This window comes from Synechococcus sp. NB0720_010 (genome assembly GCF_023078835.1).
In the GTDB taxonomy this organism is placed as follows: Bacteria; Cyanobacteriota; Cyanobacteriia; order PCC-6307; family Cyanobiaceae; genus Vulcanococcus.
Window position 1 is genome coordinate 1,624,643 of record NZ_CP090898.1, and the last position, 19,642, is coordinate 1,644,284.

Genomic DNA, 19,642 nt, shown 5'->3' on the forward strand with positions numbered 1-19,642 from the left:
GCTCCACCCCTTTTCTCCTTCCACCTCCTTCTGCTGATCGACGCTTCTGATTCAGCCTTTCCCCGTTTCAGCCCTTCTCTCTGTTTGACGGATTCCGCCTCCGAGTGAGGCCCTGTTCAGATCCCAAGGCATAGAGCTCTCCTTATCCCTTGCACCTCCGTTGACTTCCACCGACGTCCGTTCGCTGCCCAGCCGTCCTCTGCATGTCGCCGTTCTTGGGGCGACGGGTGCCGTCGGCCAAGAGTTGTTGACCCTGCTCCAAGAGCGGGCCTTCCCTGTCGGTCAACTCACCCTGCTGGCCTCGCCCCGTTCGGCCGGACAAACCCTGGAATGGAACGGCCAGGTCCTGACGATTCAGCCCGTGAGTGCTGAGGCCTTCGCGGGCGTGGATGTCGTCCTGGCTTCGGCCGGTGGCTCCGTGTCCAAGCAGTGGGCGCCTGTGGCGGCTGCGGCTGGTGCAGTGGTGATCGACAACTCCAGCGCCTTTCGCATGGATGCTGGCGTTCCCCTGGTGGTGCCAGAGGTGAATCCCCATGAGGCGTTCCGCCATCAAGGGGTGATCGCCAATCCCAACTGCACCACGATTTTGATGACCCTGGCCTTGGCGCCTTTGGCCGCCCGCCGGGCCATGCGCCGTGTCGTGGTCAGCACCTACCAATCCGCCAGTGGTGCCGGTGCCCGTGCCATGGAGGAGCTCAGTGAGCTGAGCCGCACCGTCCTCGACGGTGGGACGCCCATGAGCAGTGTTCTGCCCTACTCACTGGCGTTCAATCTCTTCCTGCACAACTCTCCTCTGCAGGACAACGGCTACTGCGAGGAGGAGCTCAAGATGGTCAACGAAACCCGCAAGATCATGGGTTTGCCGGATCTGCGTATCTCGGCCACCTGCGTTCGCGTTCCGGTCCTGCGGGCCCACTCCGAGGCGATCAACATCGAGTTCTGTGAGCCCTTCCCCGTTGAGGAAGCGCGGACTCTGCTGAAGAGCGCCCCCGGCGTTGAGCTGATTGAAGACTTCAGCTCGAATCGCTTCCCCATGCCCACGGACGTCACCGGGCGTGATCCGGTGGCCGTTGGACGTATCCGACAGGACCTCAGCGAACCCAACGCCCTCGAGCTCTGGCTGTGCGGTGACCAGATCCGCAAGGGGGCGGCCCTCAACGCGATTCAGATCGCTGAGTTACTGCTTGATCCGGTGGCCGCTGCCGCCGCTGCTCAGGCCCCAGCTGGAGCGTCGGCATGAGCAAGGCCTTGACCCCAGGCGCCCACTCCCCTGCCCCCTTTGGTCGTGTGATCACCGCGATGATCACCCCCTTCGCGGCCGATGGCTCGGTGGACTTGCCGATGGCGGCCAAGCTGGCGAGCCATCTGGTGGATCACGGTTCCGATGGTCTGGTGATTTGCGGCACCACCGGCGAGTCCCCCACCCTGAGTTGGGATGAACAGCACCAACTGTTCTCCGCCGTGAAGGAGGCCGTCGGTGCCCGCGCCAAGGTGTTGGCGGGAACGGGCAGTAATTGCACGGCCGAGGCCGTCGAGGCCATCGGTGAAGCGGCAGCCCTCGGTGCCGATGGCGCCCTGGTCGTTGTGCCTTACTACAACAAGCCTCCCCAGGAAGGCCTTGAGGCGCATTTCCGGGCCGTGGCCCAGGCGGCGCCCCAGACGCCACTGATGCTCTACAACATTCCTGGCCGCACCGGTTGCAGCCTCAATCCAGAGACCGCCGCACGGTTGATGGATTGTCCGAACGTGGTCAGCTTCAAGGCCGCGAGCGGCACGACTGAGGAGGTCAGCGCCCTGCGTGCGGTCTGCGGCGAGCGTCTGGCGATCTACAGCGGTGACGATGCGCTGACGCTGCCGATGATGGCCGTCGGCGCCGTTGGCGTGGTCAGCGTGGCTAGCCACATTGCAGGCGATCAGATCCAGCGCATGGTCCAGGCCTTCCTGGCCGGAGAACTCAGTGCCGCCCTGGCCGTGCATGAGCAACTGCTTCCGCTCTGCAAGGCCCTCTTCTGCACCACCAATCCCATTCCCGTGAAGGCGGCTTTGGAACTGAGCGGTTGGCCCGTAGGTGCCCCACGTCTTCCTTTGGTTTCTGCATCGAGCGATGTGCGCGAACAACTCACCTCCGTCCTGGCAGCCCTGCGTCCCACTTGACGCCAAGGCCGACCTGACCTGTTGCTGAGCAACCCCTTTCTCAACGTTTGTTCCCCGTGCGGCTGAGCCGCCTCCCCTTTTCTGAATGACTTCTCAAACCCCTGGCCGTAACGGCGCCGCCAAGCAGCCCCACCTGCGGGTGATCCCCCTCGGTGGCCTCCATGAGATCGGCAAGAACACCTGTGTGTTCGAGTACGGCGACGACATCATGCTCGTGGATGCCGGCCTGGCCTTCCCCAGCGATGGCATGCACGGCGTGAACGTCGTGATGCCCGACACCAGCTATCTCAAGGAGAACCAGAAGCGCATCCGCGGCATGATCGTGACCCACGGTCACGAGGACCACATCGGTGGTATTTCCCACCACCTCAAGAACTTCAACATCCCGGTGATCTATGGCCCCCGGCTGGCCATGTCGATGCTCCAGGGAAAGATGGAAGAGGCCGGCGTCACCGACCGCACCACCATTCAGACCGTGGGTCCGCGGGACGTGGTGAAGGTGGGCCAGCACTTCTCGGTGGAGTTCATCCGCAACACCCACTCGATGGCGGACAGCTTCTCGCTGGCCATCACCACTCCGGTGGGAACGATCATCTTCACGGGTGACTTCAAGTTCGACCACACCCCGGTCGACGGTGAGTATTTCGATATGGCCCGCCTCGCCCACCACGGCGAGCAGGGTGTCCTCTGCCTGTTCAGTGACTCCACCAACGCTGAGGTCCCTGGCTTCTGTCCTCCTGAGCGCTCGGTCTTCCCCGCCCTCGATCGCCATATCGCCCAGGCCGAAGGCCGGGTGATCATCACCACCTTTGCGAGCTCCATCCATCGCGTCGCGATGATCCTCGAGCTGGCCATGAAGAACGGCCGCAAGGTCGGCCTCTTGGGCCGCTCCATGCTCAACGTGATCGCCAAGGCCCGTGAACTGGGCTACATGCGCGCTCCGGATGATCTGTTTGTCCCGATCAAGCAAATCCGTGATCTGCCCGATCGCGAGACCCTGTTGCTGATGACCGGTAGCCAGGGTGAGCCCTTGGCCGCCCTGAGCCGCATCTCCCGTGGCGAGCACCCCCAGGTGCAGGTCAAGAGCAGCGACACGATCATCTTCTCCGCCAGCCCGATCCCGGGGAACACCATCTCCGTGGTGAACACCATTGACCGGCTGATGATGCTGGGCGCCAAGGTCGTCTACGGCAAGGGCGAGGGCATCCACGTCTCTGGCCACGGTTTCCAGGAGGACCAGAAGCTGATGCTGGCCCTCACCCGTCCCAAGTTCTTCGTGCCGGTGCACGGCGAGCACCGCATGCTCGTCTGCCACAGCAAGACCGCCCAGTCCATGGGCGTTCCGGCCGACAACATGCTGATCATCGACAACGGAGACGTTGTTGAGCTGACGGCCGATTCGATCAAGAAGGGCGAGCCCGTCAAGGCGGGCATCGAACTGCTCGACGCCTCCCGCAATGGCATCGTCGACGCCCGTGTTCTCAAAGAGCGTCAGCAGCTCGCCGATGACGGCGTCATCACGATGCTCGCCGTGATCAGCACCGACGGTGTGATGGCGGCGCCTCCGCGGGTCAACCTGCGTGGCGTGGTCACCGCCGCGGATCCCCGCAAGCTCAGCCTCTGGACCGAGCGGGAAATCACCTGGGTGCTCGAGAACCGCTGGCAGCAACTGTCCCGGAACACCGGTGGCAAGGCTCCCGAAGTGGACTGGATGGGCGTCCAGCGCGAAATCGAAGTGGGTCTGCAGCGTCGCCTGCGCCGCGAACTACAAGTCGAGCCCCTGATCATCTGCCTGGTGCAGCCCGCCCCTGGTGGCACCCCGGCCTACAAGGGCCGCGCGGATGCAGAGCCCGACACCCGTCCGGCCCCCCGCGGTCGCCGCGACGGCAACCGTGATGGCAACCGCGACCGGGATCGGGATCGCACGCCCCGCCGTGAACTGGCTCCTGTCGGTGCTGCCGCCTCCGCCGCTTCGGCTGCGCCTGCGCCTGCGCCGGTGAAGGCTGCTCCTGTTGCGGCTGCTCCCAAGGTCGAGGAACCTGAAATCGCCGGCCGCACCCGTCGTCGCCGCTCCGCCGCGAGCTGACTGCTGCTGCGGCCCTAGGGCCGTTTCAGCCTGAAGAACCGCCTCCAGTTGCTCCCCTCATGGAGGGGCTCCTGGGGGCGGTTTTCGCTGAAGGGCAGCTCCACCACAAGGTTTCCTTGGCTGTAGTCGGGCCACTCACGCTCGGCTGGCGCCGCGTCGTCCGTTGGCTGAGGCTCAAGCTCAGGTTCATCGGCGAGGACCTCGACGTTGGGTGCGGCATCGCCCCAGGGCGTTGCCGGCGAGCCGTCAATCACCGTCGGCGTTGCGATGACGGGTGGTGGTCCACTGGCGGGCACCTCAGTCCAGGCCGCCTGCAGGGCGGTGAGGGCCTCCTGGGGTTCGCTCAGTTGGTTGAGCCAGGGGGTGGCAGGAAGTTCGGGCAGATCCCCAATCGCTTGCTGGGAGCTGGGCTCCTCCTGGGCTGCTGGTTGCAGTTGACAGCGCTGGAGCCCGGCCTGGGCGAGGTCCACCAGGGTGGAGGGGGCCGTGCTGTCCGCGACAGCTTGGTAGTAGGCCTGCGCGTCCTGGGGCTGCCCCAGTCCGTAGAGGTGAATGTGACCCGTTAGTAGCTGGAGCCGGCTGAGGGCGGTCTCTGACTCAGGCCCAGAGGCGCTGGCTTGCAGCTCGTGCAGCAAGGCCTCAGCCCCCTGGAGCGCATCGCTGAAGCGCCCTTCTCCGTACGCCCGTTCGATGGCTGCGTAGCGATCACTGCTTGCGCTGCTCATGGCGTTGCGCCGTTCCCGCTCCGGTTTAGGTCGTTTTGCCAGACCTGGCCGCGCTTCTTCAGGGCTCCAACCAGATCAGCTCACGGTCCCAGCGCAGGGAGCGCCCCCTGCTGAGATCCCACTGGCCAGGACCGCAGTGGGGCGGCAGGCGATGGAGAAGCTGCTCCAACTGTTCCGCGTTGCCCAGGCTGAGGCCCTCGCGGGTCAGCCAGTGGTGCAGCAGCAGCCGTTGATTGCTGAGGGTCAGGCCGCTGAGGGGGCGTCGCCTTAACGCCGGCTGAGCCTGGGCCGTTTCGGTTTGCAGGCTGCCCAGGGCGAGATCCACCAACTGCTCGCCGCCGTCCTGCTCTTGGGCCAGCCGTTCGCTCAGTTGGCTGATGCGTTCGCTGGCTCCGGGGTGGAGGGCCTCAAGCACAGGCAGCACCTCGTGGCGGATCCGATTGCGACTGAAGCGCGGGTCGCTGTTGCTGGGGTCCAGCCAAATCGGCAGGCCCAGCTGCTGGCAGAGCTGGGCGGTGTCACTGCGGGAGAACCCCAGCAGTGGGCGGACCAGTTCAATCGTGCCGCTGAGCGTGCGCCGTTGCCGGAGGCTGGAGAGCCCGCGGCGATGGCTGCCGCGGGCGAGTTGGAGCAGGACCGTCTCGCTGCGGTCGCTGGCGGTGTGTCCGGTGACGACCCTGCGGCAGCCCAGGCGCTGGGCGTGGGTCTGGAGCTGCCCATAGCGCCAGTCGCGGGCTGAGGCTTCATCCCTCTTTGGACTCTCCCAGTCGTCGACCTGGATCGGCAGGCCCTGGTCCTGGGCCCAGGCCTGGAGTTCGCGGGCTTGCTGCTCGGCTTCAGGGCGCCAACCGTGGTTGCCATGCCAGAGCTGCAGCTGCCAGTGGTGGAGACGTTTCAGGTCGTTCAGGAGCCCCACCAAGGCCATGGAGTCTTGGCCACCGGAGACGGCCAGTAGCAGGGGCTCCCCATCGGGCAGCAGAGCCTGCTGCTGGAGCAGCTGCTGATGCAGGCGCCGATGCAGATCACTCCAGCGTTCAGCCATGCCCCCAGCCTGATTCGCCCTGGCTCAGCGTGTGAGAATCGCAAAACTCCATCTGTACTGGCATGTCCCGCCTCGATCGGCTGCCCGCTTCCCTTCGCATGGCCCTGGCCGAGAAGCGCGCTCTCAAGGTGATTGCTGGCCTCACCAACTTTGACGCCGCCAGCGTCGAGCGCATCAGCCGTGCGGCTGGCCTCGGTGGTGCGGATCTGATCGACGTGGCCTGTGATGCTGAGCTGGTGCAGCTGGCCGCCTCGGTCTCGGGCCTGCCCATCTGCGTGAGCGCCGTCGATCCTGAGTTGTTCCCCGCCGCCGTGGCCGCCGGTGCCGCCATGGTCGAGATCGGCAACTACGACGCCTTCTATCCCCTCGGCCGCATCTTTGATGCCGCTGAGGTGCTCTCCATCACTCGCCGCACCCGCGAGCTGCTGCCCGAGGTGGTGCTGAGCGTGACCGTCCCCCACGTGCTGCCCATCGACCAACAGGAGCAGCTCGCTGCTGATCTGGTGGCCGCCGGTGCCGACATCATCCAGACCGAAGGTGGCACCAGTGCCAAGCCCTTCAGTGCCGGCAGCCTCGGCCTGATCGAGAAGGCCGCTCCCACCCTGGCTGCTGCCCACAGCATCAGCCGCGCCGTCTCGGTGCCGGTGCTCTGCGCTTCTGGACTGTCTTCCGTCACCGTGCCGATGGCCATCGCCTCCGGTGCCGCTGGCGTGGGCGTGGGCTCCGCCGTCAACAAGCTCAACGATCAGCTGGCCATGGTCGCCGTGGTTCGTGGCCTGCGCGAGGCCCTGGGCAGCGCCGTCAAGGCAGCCGTCTGATCCTCAAGGCATCACCGCTTTGGACGTCACCCATGCCCTCCGGGGCATGGGTTTTTTGTTGGTTCGGCAGCCACACCGCCTGGGCGGTTGTCCGAGAATGCCCCGATGCCTAACCCGTTTGAAATCCACGCTCCCTACGAGCCCAAGGGGGATCAGCCCGAGGCGATCAAGGCGTTGGTGGCTGGCGTGGAATCAGGCGAGCGCTATCAGACCCTGTTGGGTGCGACGGGAACCGGCAAGACCTTCACCATCGCCAATGTGATTGCCAAGACCGGCCGGCCGGCCTTGGTCTTGGCCCATAACAAAACCCTGGCGGCCCAGCTCTGCAATGAGCTCAGGGAGTTCTTCCCGAAGAACGCCGTTGAGTACTTCATCTCCTACTACGACTATTACCAGCCGGAGGCCTATGTGCCGGTCTCCGATACCTACATCGCCAAAACAGCCTCGATCAACGAAGAGATCGACATGCTGCGGCACTCCGCGACCCGCTCTCTCTTTGAGCGCCGTGATGTGATCGTCGTGGCCTCCATTAGCTGTATCTACGGCCTGGGAATCCCCAGTGAGTACCTCAAGGCCGCCGTCAAATTTGAGGTGGGCGAGACCCTCAATCTCAGGAGTTCCCTGCGGGACTTGGTCAACAACCAGTACTCCCGCAACGACCTGGAGATCTCCCGTGGACGCTTCCGGGTGCGGGGGGACGTGCTGGAGATCGGCCCCGCCTACGAGGACCGCCTGGTGCGGATTGAACTCTTTGGTGATGAAGTCGAGGCCATTCGCTATGTGGACCCCACTACCGGGGAAATCCTGCAGAGCCTGGAATCGATCAGCATCTATCCGGCCAAGCACTTCGTGACTCCCAAGGAGCGCCTGGAGGATGCGATCAAGGCCATTCGCTCGGAGCTGCGGGAGCGCCTGGACGTGCTCAACGAGCAGGGGAAATTGTTGGAGGCACAGCGCCTGGAGCAGCGCACCACCTACGACCTGGAGATGCTCGAGCAGGTCGGCTACTGCAATGGCGTTGAGAACTATGCGCGCCATCTGGCGGGCCGCGAGGCGGGCACACCGCCGGAGTGCCTGATCGACTATTTCCCTGAGGACTGGTTGCTGGTGGTGGATGAGTCCCACGTCACCTGCTCCCAGCTGCAGGCGATGTACAACGGCGACCAAGCGCGCAAGGGCGTGCTGATTGAGCACGGCTTCCGGCTTCCCAGTGCTGCAGACAACCGTCCGCTCAAGGGGGATGAGTTCTGGGAGAAGGCCCGGCAGAGCATTTTTGTCAGCGCCACACCCGGGGATTGGGAGCTCAAGCAGAGCGATTCCGAGGTGGTCCAACAGGTGATCCGTCCGACCGGGGTGCTGGATCCCATCGTTGAGGTGCGTCCCACCGATGGCCAGGTGGATGACCTCTTGGGTGAAATTCGTACCCGTGCCGAGAAGAAGGAGCGGGTCTTGGTCACGACCCTGACCAAGCGGATGGCGGAAGACCTCACGGACTACCTCGCTGAGAACGGCGTCCGGGTTCGCTATCTCCACTCGGAGATCCACTCGATCGAGCGGATCGAGATCATCCAGGACCTGCGCAATGGCGAGTACGACGTGCTGGTGGGTGTGAACCTCCTGCGGGAGGGCCTGGATCTGCCCGAGGTCTCCCTGGTGGCGATCCTGGATGCCGACAAGGAGGGGTTCCTGCGGGCTGAGCGCTCCTTGATTCAGACCATCGGCCGGGCCGCTCGTCACGTGGAGGGGGTAGCCCTGCTCTACGCCGACAACCTGACGGATTCGATGGCCAAGGCCATCTCAGAAACCGAGCGCAGACGTGCGATTCAGCAGGCCTACAACGAGAAGCACGGAATCACGCCGACGCCCGCTGGTAAGCGGGGCGGCAATTCGATCCTGGCCTTCTTGGAGGTTTCCAGGCGCCTGAACGACGAGCAGTTGGAGCAGGCCACCGAGCAGGCCGAGCACAACGATGTCCCGCTCGATGCCCTGCCGGAGCTGATTCAACAGCTCGAGGACAAGATGAAATCAGCGGCAAAAAATCTTGACTTTGAGGAAGCCGCCAACCTGCGCGATCGCATCAAAAGCCTGCGCCAAAAGCTTGTAGGGAAGCCCTAAGTCAGCGAAAAGCGCGACGCGATCTCAGCTTGATCTTTCCCTTTTCTTCCGACTTCGCCTCTGGAATCGCGGCTAAAGGTGAGCTAATCGCCGAGGAGGCGAATTGGGTTACTACTTGCTCCATCTCCATTTGCATGGCCTGTTCCGCGGCCATGACCTGGAGCTGGGACGTGATGCAGATACCGGTGGTCAGACCACCTATGTGCTCGAGCTGGCCAGAGGATTAGCTGCTCGCCCGGAGGTCGACCGCGTTGATGTGGTCACCCGTTTGATTCAGGACAAGCGGGTTTCCGCTGATTACGCCCAGGCCCATGAACCGCTGGCTGACGGCGCCAGCATCGTTCGCTTCCCCTGCGGACCGCGGCGCTACCTGCGCAAGGAACTGCTCTGGCCCTATCTCGACGAGATGGCTGATGCGGTCACGGCCCACATTGCGGCCCAGCCGCAGCGTCCGAATTGGATCCACGCCCACTACGCCGATGCCGGCTATGTGGGGGCCTTGGTATCCCAAAGGCTTGGGATCCCCTTGGTCTTCACCGGGCACTCCCTGGGCCGCGAGAAGCAGCGGCGCCTGCTCGAAGGCGGCCTGACCCATGAGCAGATCGAGCAGACCTATGCCATTGGCCGTCGCATTGACGCCGAAGAGCGTGCCTTGGCCCAGGCGTCCCTGGTGATCACCAGCACCCAGCAGGAAGCCCAGCAGCAGTACGCCCGCTACAACCGCTTTGAGGCGGAGCAGGCCTGTGTCGTGCCCCCTGGGGTGGACGCCCAGCGCTTCCACCCGGTGGCGATGCCTGGCGAGGCGTCCGATGTGGAGGCCCTGATGGAGCCATTCCTGCGGGAGCCCAACAAGTCACCCCTACTCACGATCTGCCGCGCGGTTCGGCGCAAGAACGTCCCGGCTCTGGTGGAGGCCTATGGCCGCTCCGCCCTACTGCAGGAGCGCCACAACCTCGTCCTGGTGCTGGGTTGCCGTGAGGATCCCCGCTCGCTCGAGAAGCAGCAGCGGGATCAGTTCCAGCAGATTTTTGAGCTGGTGGATCGCTTTGATCTCTACGGCAAGGTCGCCTATCCCAAGCACCATCGCGGTGAGCAGATCCCTGCGATCTATCGCTGGGCGGCACAGCGCTGCGGGATCTTCGTCAACCCGGCCCTGACGGAGCCCTTTGGTTTGACCCTGCTGGAGGCGGCGGCCTGCGGGCTGCCCTTGGTCAGCACCGATGACGGGGGGCCGCGGGACATCCTTCAGCGCTGCTCCAACGGCCAGCTGGCGGATGTGACCGATCTGGATGTGCTGCAGCAAGCCCTGGAAGAGGCGGGTGCGGATCTCGATCGCTGGCGCTCCTGGCGCGACAACGGCATCGAGGCCATCAGCCGCAATTTCAGTTGGGATGCCCATGTCTGCAGCTACCTCGGGGAGGGCGACCGTCGTTGCACCCCCGGGGTGGTGGCTGCGTCCCCGGCCCAACCGGTGAAGGTCGAGGCTCCTCCGGTGCAACGGTTGCTCTTGCTCGATCTCGATGTCTGCCTGCAGTCGGCGCAGCCGGCTGGCCTCGAGGATCTCCGCCGCCGACTGGCCGCTGATCCCCAGTGCGGCATCGGCATGTTGAGCGGTCGCCACTTCGCTTCAGCGCGGCTGCGCTTTGCCGAATTGCATCTGCCAGAACCCCAGGTCTGGATCCTGGAGGCCGGGGCGGACCTGCGCTTTGGCGCTGAGGGCCGGCCAGATGTCAGTTGGCATCAGCACATCGCCCAGGGCTGGCAGCGCAAACGGGTCGAGCAGGTGCTCGAAGGACTCAGCCCCCGCTTGTCGCTGCAGCCGGAGTTGAATCAAGGCAGCTACAAGGTCAGCTACACCCTGGAGGCGCCCACCGCGGGGGTGCTCGAGATGGTGCGGCAGCGGTTGCGCCAGCACCGGCTGGAGGCCCGAGCCCATCTGTTCCATCATTGGTTCCTGGATGTGCTGCCGATGCGGGCGTCCAAGGCGGATGCCATTCGACATCTCTGCCTGAACTGGGGCCTACCCCTGGATCAGGTGCTGGTGGTGGCGGCCCAGCAGGGTGATGCGGAGCTCCTGAACGGCAGCTCGCTTGGCCTGGTGGCCTCCGAGCACGACCACTCCCTGGATCAGCTGCGCCGCCGTCCGAAGGTCTTTTTCGCCTCCAGGCCTCAGGCCTGGGGCGTGCTGGAGGGTCTAGACCACTACCGCTTCTTGAGCCGCTAGGGCAGCAGGGCGTCTGGGTCTTGGCTCAGGTAGCTCTGGCGATTGGGGTTGCTGTCGGGCATCCAGTAGCTGATCTCCTGGTGCCAGAACGGGACTCCCTCGACCCGGCTGGAGGCCAGTTTGGTGGTGGCCATGGCCGTGATCAGCTTGCCCATGTCGATTGGGGAGAGGTCCGTTCGCATGTCCTTGCCAGCGATCTCCATCAACTCTGGAAGTCGGGTCGCCATGACTGGGTTGGCCAGTTTGCGGAAGACCTCCGCCAGCACCAGCTTTTGGCGCTCCATTCGGCCGATGTCACCCAGCTGGTCGTGGCGGAAGCGCAGGAATCCTTCCAGTGCCTCCCCTTTGAGCAGTTGCCGTCCGGGATAGAGGTCGATGTAGAGGCCTTGGCTGTTGTCGACGTAGGCCATCCGTTTGGGGACGTCGACCTCGACGCCGCCGATGGCATCCGCCAGTCGCTGAACGGCGTTCAGGTTCAGCACCAGATAGCGGTCGACCTTCGCGGAGAGGAGCTTGCTGAGCTCCGCCTTGACCATCTCGGGGCCGCCACTGCTGTAGAGGGCGTTGGCCTTCATCACGCCGTAGCGCTCGGAGTCGATGAAGGTGTCCCTGGGGACCTGGGTGAGCTTGGTGCGGCCCTCGTCGAGATGCATCGTCAGCATCACGTCGGTGTTGGTGCTGACGTCGTCGGTGCCCAGGACGACGATGCGTCGATCGCCCGAGGCCACCGGGGCCACCAGTGATCCGATCAGCTGTTTGGGCTGATCAAAGGCTCCCATCACCACGGCGGGCAGGCCATGCAGGGCGTAGCCCAGTCCAAGGCCGGCCACGAACAGGGGCAGGCGGGGGAGCCCCTGCCGGCGCTTGACGGGTTTGGCCGGTGCCGCGGTTGGTCGCCGGCGATCCAGCTGCGTCACGTTGTCGCGGCGGACGCGGCGCTCAGCAGGTTGGAGATCCGCTTTCCCCCGCCTGGGGTCCCGCTGCGGACTGCGCCCTTGGCGCCGGGGATTGGATTGGGCGGGGGACATAAGGCACTCAGATGAGCGCAAAGTACCTCGCGTTATCCCTTGGAGCTAGAGGGGTTTGGGCCTCTAGATCACCTGGATCTTGCCGGCGGCTTGATCGGCTTTTTGCTGTGCGTCCTTGAGGTCCGCACCGCGGGCCAGGGCTACCCCCATGCGCCGGTAGGGACGGGCGTCGGGTTTGCCAAACAGCAGCACCTGCACATCGGTTTCGGCCAGGGCCTCGTCCAGACCGCTGAAGGCCACGCTGTCGCTTTGTCGCTCAGCGAGGATCACGCGGCTGGCGGCTGCCCCCTCGGAACGGATCTCAGGGATGGGCAGCCCAAGGACGGCTCGCAGGTGCAGTTCAAATTCGCTCAGGTTTTGTCCGGCCAGGGTCACCAGGCCGGTGTCGTGGGGGCGGGGCGAGAGCTCGGAGAAGACCACTTCGCTGCTGCCATCGGGTAGGCGGCAGACGAAAAACTCCACGCCAAAAATGCCAGCGCCCCCGAGGTTGTCGGTGACCTCCCGCGCCATGGTCTGGGCGGCGGCCAGTTGCTCCCACTCGAGCTGGGCGGGTTGCCAGCTGCACTGGTAGTCACCCCGCTCTTGGATATGGCCGATGGGCGGGCAGAACAGGGTGGGGCCGTTCCACTGCTTCACGGTCAGCAGGGTGATTTCCTGCTCAAAGTGGAGGAACTCCTCGACGATCACCCGGGCGCCGCTGCCCCGGGCTCCGGCCATGGCGGCCTCCCAGGCGGCGGGAATGCCCTCGGGACCGTCCACCACACTTTGGCCTTTGCCGGAGGAGCTCATCACCGGCTTCACCACCACAGGCCAACCCAGGGGTGCGGCGGCCTGCGCCAACTCCTCGGCGCTGCTGGCGTAGGCGAACCGGGCCGTGCGTAGCCCCAGTTCCGTCGCGGCGAGGTCGCGGATGCGGTCGCGGTTCATGGTCACGGCCGTGGCGCGGGCCGTGGGGATCACGGTGGTGCCCTCGGCCTCCAGCTCCGCCAGGGCGTCCACGGCCAGGGCTTCGATCTCGGGGATCAGGACATCGGGTTGGTGCTGACGGACCACCGCCTTGAGCGCCTCCGGGTCCGTCATCGGTACGACCTCGGCCACATCGGCAACCTGCATCGCGGGGGCCCCGGCGTAGCGATCCACTGCGATCACACGGCAACCCAGGCGTTGCGCGGCGATGGCCACCTCTTTGCCCAATTCACCGCTGCCCAAGAGCATCAGGGTGCGGGGGAAGTTGGAGCTGGCCATGGCCGCCGCGGAGACGAGAGACTTGCGCGATCTTGCATCGCCGCGTGCCCGTGCTGTTGTTCGCCCCGTTTGCTTACGCCACTGCCGGTGATGCAGCGGATGGTCTGCTCAATGGTCTGAGCATTGAGGATCTCCAGCGTTGGACGCTGATCTATCTCGGGATTTCGGTGCTGGCGTTTGTGCTGGTGTGGCTCATCGGTTACCTGCGCCGCGCGGGCTGACCGTTCAGTCCAGTTCGATCAGGTTCAACTGCCGCACCGGTGACTGTTCATCGATGAAGCCATAGGCGGCAAAGACCCCGGCATCCCTGTGGGTGATGTGTTGGCCATCGCTATGGCGCTCCAGCACAAATCCCTCAGAGGCCATCCGACGCATCAGGGCCGCGGCTTCTTCAAAGCGCGAGGCCATCGCCTCGAGGCTGGCGCAGTCGCCTGTCAGTCCTGTTTCCTTCCAGGTGAAGTAAGCCATTATTGAAATACTCCGTAATTAGCTCAGTAACTGAAAGGGTTGCGGGGGCTTGGAGTTCCGTAGAGCACAGTTGGTATGCCGTTGGTATTGCGGCGGCCTGTGGACTTGATACTCACTGCTTCAAACATGGCATGGTCCGATTGCTGTGAAACAGATCGCGGCCGCCTGAAACGGTGCGGCACTTATGCAGTACGTGCATAAACAGGTCTGTGTCCCGCGCCTGGGAACCCGTTGCACGGTCATCAGTGGGTATCCATTTCGTACGGAAGTAGCCGCAGTTCAGGTGCACAGCGGCATCCGAGCGTCCGTTGGTATGGATTGCCGCTGCTGCTGGTATGCACAGGTGAGCTGGAGCCTGAGGCAGGTCCACGGCGGTCCATAAAAAGGGCTGCCAAAGCAGCCCGAGAACCCATGCGAAGACGCTGGTCTTCTTGGTTCCATCAAGGCTCAGCGAGCTTCAAAGCGCCATAACCAATGCCTAACTCGGGCCAGTTCGCCGGGTGGCGTCAAGACCAAAGCTCAAAATCGCGCACTTTTTGGATCGGATAGCTGGGGCAGGGATGTAGCTAGGACTGCCAGGTCCGTTGTCGCGCGTTTTTGGATAGCCGTAGAAACACAGAATTCGTACGTCCCATGAACTGGGCTGGTACTTGCCTCCAGGATCGTCCGAGTGGCTGCGCCACCCCCTTTGCACTCTTGAGCTGACCACTCGGCAGCCCTTGCAACAGGCTCCGCCCAGGCCTAGACCAGTGATAGCCACGGAGAGGTAATGGACCCGCTCACCGACGGCATCCTGCTTGCCCTGCTCGTCACGGCCACAGTGGCGGCGGCTCACGAGGCAACGCGTAAGCAGGCTTCATCAGAAGACTCCTGCAAAGTCATCCTCCGCAAGGGGGATGACCATCCACTGCGCCACTGCTGAGCACTGCAGAGCCACGCCGAAGCCGTAAGGCGGACATGTCAATATAAAGATTCTCTTAAGGGTCTAGCGGTGAGAAGGGCGGTGCTCCTGGCGTCTTTTCTTGGCTTCGCGCATGGAGTATCTGCGCTGGCATTTCCGTTGATCGTGCCCTCAAGCCTGATGTATAGCGCTGAACATAACTTGCACCGACGAGCGCAAATACTCACGCCAGCCTGGTAGCTGTGACTACATAAAGAGGTGAGAGTGAGCTTCTCTCCTTATGGCTAACAACTCCACGCTCCACCAATCCCAAGTCAATCCCTGGGCGATCGGCGGTGTTTTTGTCGGCGTATTTGCCTTGGTCTCGCTGGCTGTTCAATTGGTCGGCACCGGCATGAAGACGACTTCAGGTGGGGAATCCACGATCAGAAGAATTGGAAACCTCCCTCCATCAGCTCGGCAGGTCATGCAGTATCCAGCTGGAGTCCCGACAGGTATTGGTGGGGGTAACGCTGGTGCATCGACCAATCCAGGTCTTGCTCGCTAACCACTCGACCTAGACCAGCGCGTTCATCACTTCGTACGGAAGTCGCCGCAGTTCAGGTGCACAGGCGACCTGCAGCCTGAGGTGGGTCACCTGCGGTCCTGAGTCCTGCACAAAACGTTCAGCCGGTTACAAACGGCACATCACCGCTGAACTGGCTGCCGGATCATCTCCTCACGACCTTCGGGTCGGGCAGAGGGAGATGAGGTGGGGTCGCCAACACCCCCCTTGTCAGCCTTTCCACTGCTGGGTTGCCTGAGCAGTCGCTGCTGCCACTCAAGCTCCAGCTGGTCCAAGCGGGTGAGCACGGCTGGGTTCATTGAGAGTCGCCCAGTTACCGACTAACGCTGGCACTAGATCTAGTGGTGGTGCGAGCTAATGCCAGCAAACGGACACCCCCCTACGGGGCAAGTGGAGTCATTGCTGGTATGTGAAGTAGGCCATGGATCAGGAGTGCTGACTTGACCGTAGGCGCCCTCGGCAGCTTGCGCCGGGGCAATAAAAAAGGGGGTTGCCACACCCCCTTGAGAATCTCCCTTGCCCGACCCGAAGGTCGTGGGTGAATGATGCGCTGCCTCAAGGCTTTGAACTGTTGCTCTTGTAACGCTCTGCGCTCTCTGTGGGCTCCCGCTGACAGGGTTGGGTGATCAAAACAACCGTTTGGCCATGACTTCAACGGGCCGCGCTGTGCGCTTGATCGTGTTGATCCTGTTGCTGGCCCTTGGGGTGGTGATGTGTACCTGGCTCGGGGATGGTCCGCCCCCTGTGAACAACACAGAGACGAATGAAGCAATGCCTGCGCTGCAGGCCCAATAGTTCTGATCGCCCTGGACAACCTGGTTGGCTTGCGTAACGATTAAGACCGAACTTCTTGGTTTGGCGGCAAAGCAAAGCAATGCCCACTCCAAAGCGTTGGCAAGTGGTTTGAGTTGATGGAGATCCTGATCCATCTCCCGGCCGTGATGGTCGCTGCTTCGGCGGCTTTCATGGGCTACTCCTATTACTCCGCGGCCGTCCAGCGGGCAGCCAAGCGGGAGCGACTGCGTCAGCCGGGCTATTCCCAGGTCGTGGGCTTCTCGCCTCGAACCCTGGATCCGCAGCGCTCCGATCTGGAGCAGCCTCGCGATTGGGACGTGGCCGCATGAGTCAGCGCTGGCCTTGGCTCGTGCTGTTGCTCTTGGGGACCCTTGCTGCCGTGGTGGCCTGGTTCTGGGTGGACCACCGCCAGGTCTGTGCCCGCTGGGCCTCGATGCAGCTGACAGATGCCGAGGCGATGCAGCAATTGCGCCTGAAGCCTGGCCGCTACAACGCCTATTCCACGGTTCTTGGCTACTGCCGTTACTACCGAGCGGGCTCAGGCCAGCAGCAGTAACCCCAGGGCGGCCAGGGCCGCACTGATCAGCCAGAACCCAACGACAACCTGCTGTTCGGCTGCTCCGCCCAGTTCGAAGTGGTGATGCAAGGGCGCCATGCGGAGGACCCGCCTGCCGACTCCATCGGGGCCTTTGGTGGCTTTGAAGACCCAGACCTGAACGATCACCGAGAGGGACTCCGCCAGGAAGATTCCCCCCATCAAGAGCAGGGCCCAAAGGCTGTCGCTCAGCAGCGCGACGGCCGCGAGGGCGGCGCCCATCGCCAGGGAGCCGGTGTCTCCCATGAACACCCGTGCCGGGTGTCGATTGAACAGCAGAAAGCCCAGCCAGCAGCCGGCCATGGCGGCGGAGAAGGCGGCCAGGGCGGGGTCCCCCTGGTTTCCCCTCAGCATCAGCTGGACCCCCATGCCGCTGAAGACGATGGCTCCGCATCCGGCCGCCAGGCCATCGAGGCCATCGGTGAGGTTGGTGGCGTTGCTCTCCGCCAGAAAGACAAACAATCCCAGGGGCCAGATCAAGAGGCCCAGCGGCAGGATCCAGCCCAGGGGCAGGGCGATGCTGTCTGTGATCAGTTCATGCCAAGCGGCCCAAGCGAGGAAGCCGCCGGCACTGAGGGCCTGCAGGAGCAGCTTGCCGCTGGGGGAGAGGCCGGTGTTGTGGCGCTTGGTCAAGCTGCGCCAGTCATCGAATCCGCCGATGGCCATGTAGGCCAGGGTGATGGCCGCGACTCCGGGTAGGCGCAGGTCGCTGGGGGCAATCAGCCCACCGATCAGGACTCCGACAGGTACCACCAGCAGTCCACCCATGGTCGGGGTGCCCGCTTTGCTGAGGTGGCTCTGCGGCCCCTCCTGGCGGATGACCTGGCCCAGCTTGAGGTTCCGCAGGCGCGGCACACCCCAGGCGCAGACCACCGCGCTGATCGCTGCGGCCACGAGCAGGGGCACGGTGAGCTGCGGCGTCCGCGTGAACCAGTCGCAGCCGGCAGAGACCCCAAGCAGCAATAAGCCCAGCAGCAGCGCCAGTTGGCGGCTGTTGCTGGGCATCGAGGCGATGAGCCTGCTGGTGGAGACCACAGAGGTGGGGGGAATCAGTCCTCCCAGTTTTCCTCGTTTTGCTCGTCGTCGGCCTTGTAGTCCTCTTTCTCGCCCATCAGTGCGGAGAGTTCTTCTTCTTCCACGGTGCTGACGTCGCTGGTGGCGGCTTCCTCATCGACCACCAGGCGGCCGCTGGTCTCGAGCCAGCTCAACAGGTCGGGCTCTTCCCGCAGGGGCAGCACCGGGGCGGGCTCGCTGCGGCCGTAACGGGTCAGCGAGGGGTTAATGCCATCCAGCTGGGAGAGGCTGGTGCTGAGGTTGCTGCTCATCGCGTGAGGCCCGTCGGACGTCGGTGTACAGGTTTGCCGGGTTCGTAGCTACCCAGCTGGCGCCAATCCGCCATCCTATCTGAGACTCTCCCCAAAGCTCTTATGACATGGCGGCTGTGGCCGGCTTGGGGTGCAGCCCTGGCCATCAGTGCGGGCTTGGTCTGGGCCGGGAAGCGTTGGAGCACGCCCCTGCTGGAGCAGTCCTGGGCCCTCGCGCGGCCTGAGCTGGCAGCGGTTCTGGCCTTGGCCCTGGTGCTGGTTCCGCCTTTGGGCATGGCCGGTTGGCTGGCCTTCCAGATGATCCGCCACCGCGACAGTGGAGAATCGATCGATTGCGCGCATGGAGAGCGTTGATGGGCCGGGCCAAGAAGGCTGTGCTGGCGTATTCCGGTGGTGTGGATACCAGCGTCTGTATTCCCTATCTCAAGAACGAGTGGGGCGTGGATGAGGTCATTACCTTCGCTGCGGATCTGGGACAGGGGGATGAGCTTGAGCCCATTCGTCAGAAGGCTCTGGACTCCGGTGCTAGCCAGTCGATCGTGGGTGACCTGATCGAGCCGTTCATCCGTGATTTCGCCTTCCCGGCGATCCGGGCCAACGCCCTCTACGAAGGTCGCTATCCCCTCTCCACGGCCCTGGCGCGTCCTCTGATCGCCCGCCGCCTGGTGGAGATTGCCCGCGAAGTCGGTGCGGATGCCGTGGCCCATGGCTGCACGGGCAAGGGCAACGACCAGGTGCGCTTCGACGTGGCGATCGGCGCCCTGGCGCCGGATTTGAAGGTCCTGACTCCGGCGCGGGAATGGGGCATGAGCCGTGAGGAGACGATCGCCTACGGCGAGCGTTGCGGGATCCCTTCCCCGGTGAGCAAGAAGTCGCCCTATTCGATCGACCTCAACCTGCTGGGTCGCTCGATTGAGGCCGGACCTCTGGAGGATCCCAACGTGGAACCCCCTGAGGAGATCTATGCCCTCACCGTCAGCGTGGAGGCGGCCCCGGAGCAGGCCCAGGTGGTGGAGATCGGCTTCGAGAACGGCAATCCCGTCAGCATCGATGGCGAGCGCCTGGATCCCGTCAGCCTGATCCGCCGAGCCAATGCCCTGGCCGGCAGCCACGGCTATGGCCGTCTCGACATGATCGAGAACCGCGTGGTGGGGATCAAGAGCCGTGAGATTTACGAAACCCCCGGTTTGCTGCTGCTGATCAAGGCCCACCAGGAACTGGAGAGCCTGACCCTGGCGGCGGACGTGCTGCGCAGCAAGCGTCAGCTGGAGCAGCAGTGGGCCGATGTGGTCTACCAAGGCCTTTGGTACGGCCCGTTGAAGGATGCGCTGGATGGCTTCATCGATCGCACCCAGCGCACCGTCAACGGCACGGTCAAGGTGAAGCTGCACAAGGGCAACGCCACCGTCGTCGGCCGCAGCAGCGCCAACAGCCTCTACGTGCCTGACATGGCCACCTACGACGCTGGGGATCAGTTCGATCACCGCGCCGCCGAGGGCTTCATCTACGTCTGGGGTCTGCCGACCCGTCTCTGGGCGAACAGCCAGCGCTAGGGC

The 19,642-nt window shown here is 64.0% G+C and carries 19 protein-coding genes; 12 read left to right on the forward strand and 7 right to left on the reverse strand.

All coding sequences use genetic code 11. The annotated features are described in order from the left end of the window. Positions 1–160: 160 nt before the first annotated feature. The 3 genes from LY254_RS08545 (at position 161) to LY254_RS08555 (ending at position 4,240) form a co-directional block, all read left to right on the forward strand. Positions 161–1,240: an aspartate-semialdehyde dehydrogenase gene (locus tag LY254_RS08545; RefSeq protein ID WP_247476637.1), complete on the forward strand. Its 1,080-nt coding sequence runs from the start codon at positions 161–163 to the stop codon at positions 1,238–1,240. Then, a complete protein-coding gene (dapA, locus tag LY254_RS08550) occupies positions 1,237–2,154 on the forward strand; it encodes a 4-hydroxy-tetrahydrodipicolinate synthase (protein ID WP_247476638.1) in 918 nt (305 codons plus the stop codon). Before LY254_RS08545 ends, dapA begins: the two co-directional genes overlap by 4 nt. Positions 2,155–2,239: 85 nt before the next feature. Further along, complete coding sequence (locus tag LY254_RS08555; RefSeq protein ID WP_247476639.1) at positions 2,240–4,240, forward strand: ribonuclease J; 2,001 nt, start codon at positions 2,240–2,242, stop codon at positions 4,238–4,240. A gap of 14 nt (positions 4,241–4,254) precedes the next feature. Here LY254_RS08555 and LY254_RS08560 read toward each other — a convergent pair whose 3' ends face one another. Together LY254_RS08560 and tilS are read right to left on the reverse strand one after the other, a co-directional pair. Next, on the reverse strand, positions 4,255–4,965 hold the full coding sequence (locus LY254_RS08560; RefSeq protein WP_247476640.1) for a hypothetical protein: 711 nt from the start codon (positions 4,963–4,965) through the stop codon (positions 4,255–4,257). Between the two features lie 58 nt (positions 4,966–5,023). Further along, entirely contained in the window at positions 5,024–6,007 is a 984-nt protein-coding gene (gene tilS, locus LY254_RS08565; RefSeq protein WP_247476641.1) for a tRNA lysidine(34) synthetase TilS, read from the reverse strand. 62 nt (positions 6,008–6,069) lie between these two features. On the opposite strand from tilS, the gene LY254_RS08570 reads away from it, so the two are divergent. The 3 genes from LY254_RS08570 (at position 6,070) to LY254_RS08580 (ending at position 11,164) form a co-directional block, all read left to right on the forward strand. Then, the gene (locus tag LY254_RS08570) at positions 6,070–6,825 is read left to right on the forward strand and encodes a DUF561 domain-containing protein (RefSeq protein WP_247476642.1); all 756 of its coding nucleotides are present in this window, start codon (positions 6,070–6,072) and stop codon (positions 6,823–6,825) included. Positions 6,826–6,930: 105 nt separating this feature from the next. Continuing rightward, a complete protein-coding gene (gene uvrB / locus LY254_RS08575) occupies positions 6,931–8,940 on the forward strand; it encodes an excinuclease ABC subunit UvrB (protein WP_010313886.1) in 2,010 nt (669 codons plus the stop codon). A 103-nt stretch (positions 8,941–9,043) separates the two neighbouring features. After that, positions 9,044–11,164 carry an HAD family hydrolase gene (locus LY254_RS08580; RefSeq protein ID WP_247476644.1) on the forward strand — a complete coding sequence of 707 codons (2,121 nt, stop codon included), beginning with the start codon at positions 9,044–9,046 and terminating at the stop codon, positions 11,162–11,164. Here LY254_RS08580 and LY254_RS08585 read toward each other — a convergent pair. Then, positions 11,161–12,192, reverse strand: a complete 1,032-nt coding sequence (locus LY254_RS08585; RefSeq protein WP_247476646.1) for an LCP family protein — start codon at positions 12,190–12,192, stop codon at positions 11,161–11,163. The two genes, LY254_RS08580 and LY254_RS08585, sit on opposite strands and share 4 nt — an antisense overlap. A gap of 63 nt (positions 12,193–12,255) precedes the next feature. Then, the gene (purT, locus tag LY254_RS08590; RefSeq protein WP_247476648.1) at positions 12,256–13,437 is read right to left on the reverse strand and encodes a formate-dependent phosphoribosylglycinamide formyltransferase; all 1,182 of its coding nucleotides are present in this window, start codon (positions 13,435–13,437) and stop codon (positions 12,256–12,258) included. Positions 13,438–13,481: 44 nt separating this feature from the next. On the opposite strand from purT, the gene LY254_RS08595 reads away from it, so the two are divergent. Further along, complete coding sequence (locus LY254_RS08595; protein ID WP_247476649.1) at positions 13,482–13,658, forward strand: cytochrome B6; 177 nt, start codon at positions 13,482–13,484, stop codon at positions 13,656–13,658. Between the two features lie 4 nt (positions 13,659–13,662). On the opposite strand, the gene LY254_RS08600 is transcribed toward LY254_RS08595, so the two are convergent. Then, positions 13,663–13,905 (reverse strand): hypothetical protein, encoded by a 243-nt coding sequence (locus tag LY254_RS08600; protein WP_247476651.1) that lies wholly within the window; start codon positions 13,903–13,905, stop codon positions 13,663–13,665. A gap of 2,111 nt (positions 13,906–16,016) precedes the next feature. Between LY254_RS08600 and LY254_RS08605 the strand changes: the two genes are divergently transcribed. The 3 genes from LY254_RS08605 to LY254_RS08615 all read left to right on the forward strand — a co-directional run bounded on the left by LY254_RS08605 (position 16,017) and on the right by LY254_RS08615 (position 16,722). Continuing rightward, the gene (locus LY254_RS08605) at positions 16,017–16,166 is read left to right on the forward strand and encodes a hypothetical protein (protein ID WP_247476652.1); all 150 of its coding nucleotides are present in this window, start codon (positions 16,017–16,019) and stop codon (positions 16,164–16,166) included. Positions 16,167–16,282: 116 nt separating this feature from the next. Next, positions 16,283–16,495, forward strand: coding sequence for a hypothetical protein (locus LY254_RS08610; protein WP_010313856.1), 213 nt, complete (start codon positions 16,283–16,285; stop codon positions 16,493–16,495). Then, positions 16,492–16,722 carry a hypothetical protein gene (locus tag LY254_RS08615; protein WP_029626059.1) on the forward strand — a complete coding sequence of 77 codons (231 nt, stop codon included), beginning with the start codon at positions 16,492–16,494 and terminating at the stop codon, positions 16,720–16,722. The genes LY254_RS08610 and LY254_RS08615 overlap by 4 nt, the downstream gene beginning before the upstream one ends. Here the strand turns inward: LY254_RS08615 and mraY are convergent. Together mraY and LY254_RS08625 are read right to left on the reverse strand one after the other, a co-directional pair. Next, positions 16,705–17,766 (reverse strand): phospho-N-acetylmuramoyl-pentapeptide-transferase, encoded by a 1,062-nt coding sequence (mraY, locus tag LY254_RS08620; RefSeq protein ID WP_247476654.1) that lies wholly within the window; start codon positions 17,764–17,766, stop codon positions 16,705–16,707. The genes LY254_RS08615 and mraY overlap by 18 nt on opposite strands. Positions 17,767–17,810: 44 nt before the next feature. Next, positions 17,811–18,086, reverse strand: coding sequence for a DUF3134 domain-containing protein (locus LY254_RS08625; protein WP_010313850.1), 276 nt, complete (start codon positions 18,084–18,086; stop codon positions 17,811–17,813). 102 nt (positions 18,087–18,188) lie between these two features. On the opposite strand from LY254_RS08625, the gene LY254_RS08630 reads away from it, so the two are divergent. After that, positions 18,189–18,440, forward strand: coding sequence for a hypothetical protein (locus tag LY254_RS08630; protein WP_247476655.1), 252 nt, complete (start codon positions 18,189–18,191; stop codon positions 18,438–18,440). Beyond that, positions 18,440–19,639, forward strand: a complete 1,200-nt coding sequence (locus LY254_RS08635; protein ID WP_247476657.1) for an argininosuccinate synthase — start codon at positions 18,440–18,442, stop codon at positions 19,637–19,639. Before LY254_RS08630 ends, LY254_RS08635 begins: the two co-directional genes overlap by 1 nt. The last annotated feature ends 3 nt before the right edge of the window (positions 19,640–19,642 follow it).

Bases quoted from the DNA above. Each gene is read 5' to 3' on its own strand.
- mraY (WP_247476654.1), bottom strand. From the start codon at position 17,766: ATGCCCAGCAACAGCCGCCAACTGGCGCTGCTGCTGGGCTTATTGCTG.
- LY254_RS08605 (WP_247476652.1), top strand. From the start codon at position 16,017: ATGACTTCAACGGGCCGCGCTGTGCGCTTGATCGTGTTGATCCTGTTG.
- LY254_RS08555 (WP_247476639.1), top strand. From the start codon at position 2,240: ATGACTTCTCAAACCCCTGGCCGTAACGGCGCCGCCAAGCAGCCCCAC.
- LY254_RS08570 (WP_247476642.1), top strand. From the start codon at position 6,070: ATGTCCCGCCTCGATCGGCTGCCCGCTTCCCTTCGCATGGCCCTGGCC.
- LY254_RS08560 (WP_247476640.1), bottom strand. From the start codon at position 4,965: ATGAGCAGCGCAAGCAGTGATCGCTACGCAGCCATCGAACGGGCGTAC.
- uvrB (WP_010313886.1), top strand. From the start codon at position 6,931: ATGCCTAACCCGTTTGAAATCCACGCTCCCTACGAGCCCAAGGGGGAT.
- tilS (WP_247476641.1), bottom strand. From the start codon at position 6,007: ATGGCTGAACGCTGGAGTGATCTGCATCGGCGCCTGCATCAGCAGCTG.
- LY254_RS08600 (WP_247476651.1), bottom strand. From the start codon at position 13,905: ATGGCTTACTTCACCTGGAAGGAAACAGGACTGACAGGCGACTGCGCC.
- LY254_RS08630 (WP_247476655.1), top strand. From the start codon at position 18,189: ATGACATGGCGGCTGTGGCCGGCTTGGGGTGCAGCCCTGGCCATCAGT.
- LY254_RS08585 (WP_247476646.1), bottom strand. From the start codon at position 12,192: ATGTCCCCCGCCCAATCCAATCCCCGGCGCCAAGGGCGCAGTCCGCAG.
- purT (WP_247476648.1), bottom strand. From the start codon at position 13,437: ATGGCCAGCTCCAACTTCCCCCGCACCCTGATGCTCTTGGGCAGCGGT.
- dapA (WP_247476638.1), top strand. From the start codon at position 1,237: ATGAGCAAGGCCTTGACCCCAGGCGCCCACTCCCCTGCCCCCTTTGGT.
- LY254_RS08610 (WP_010313856.1), top strand. From the start codon at position 16,283: ATGGAGATCCTGATCCATCTCCCGGCCGTGATGGTCGCTGCTTCGGCG.
- LY254_RS08615 (WP_029626059.1), top strand. From the start codon at position 16,492: ATGAGTCAGCGCTGGCCTTGGCTCGTGCTGTTGCTCTTGGGGACCCTT.
- LY254_RS08635 (WP_247476657.1), top strand. From the start codon at position 18,440: ATGGGCCGGGCCAAGAAGGCTGTGCTGGCGTATTCCGGTGGTGTGGAT.
- LY254_RS08625 (WP_010313850.1), bottom strand. From the start codon at position 18,086: ATGAGCAGCAACCTCAGCACCAGCCTCTCCCAGCTGGATGGCATTAAC.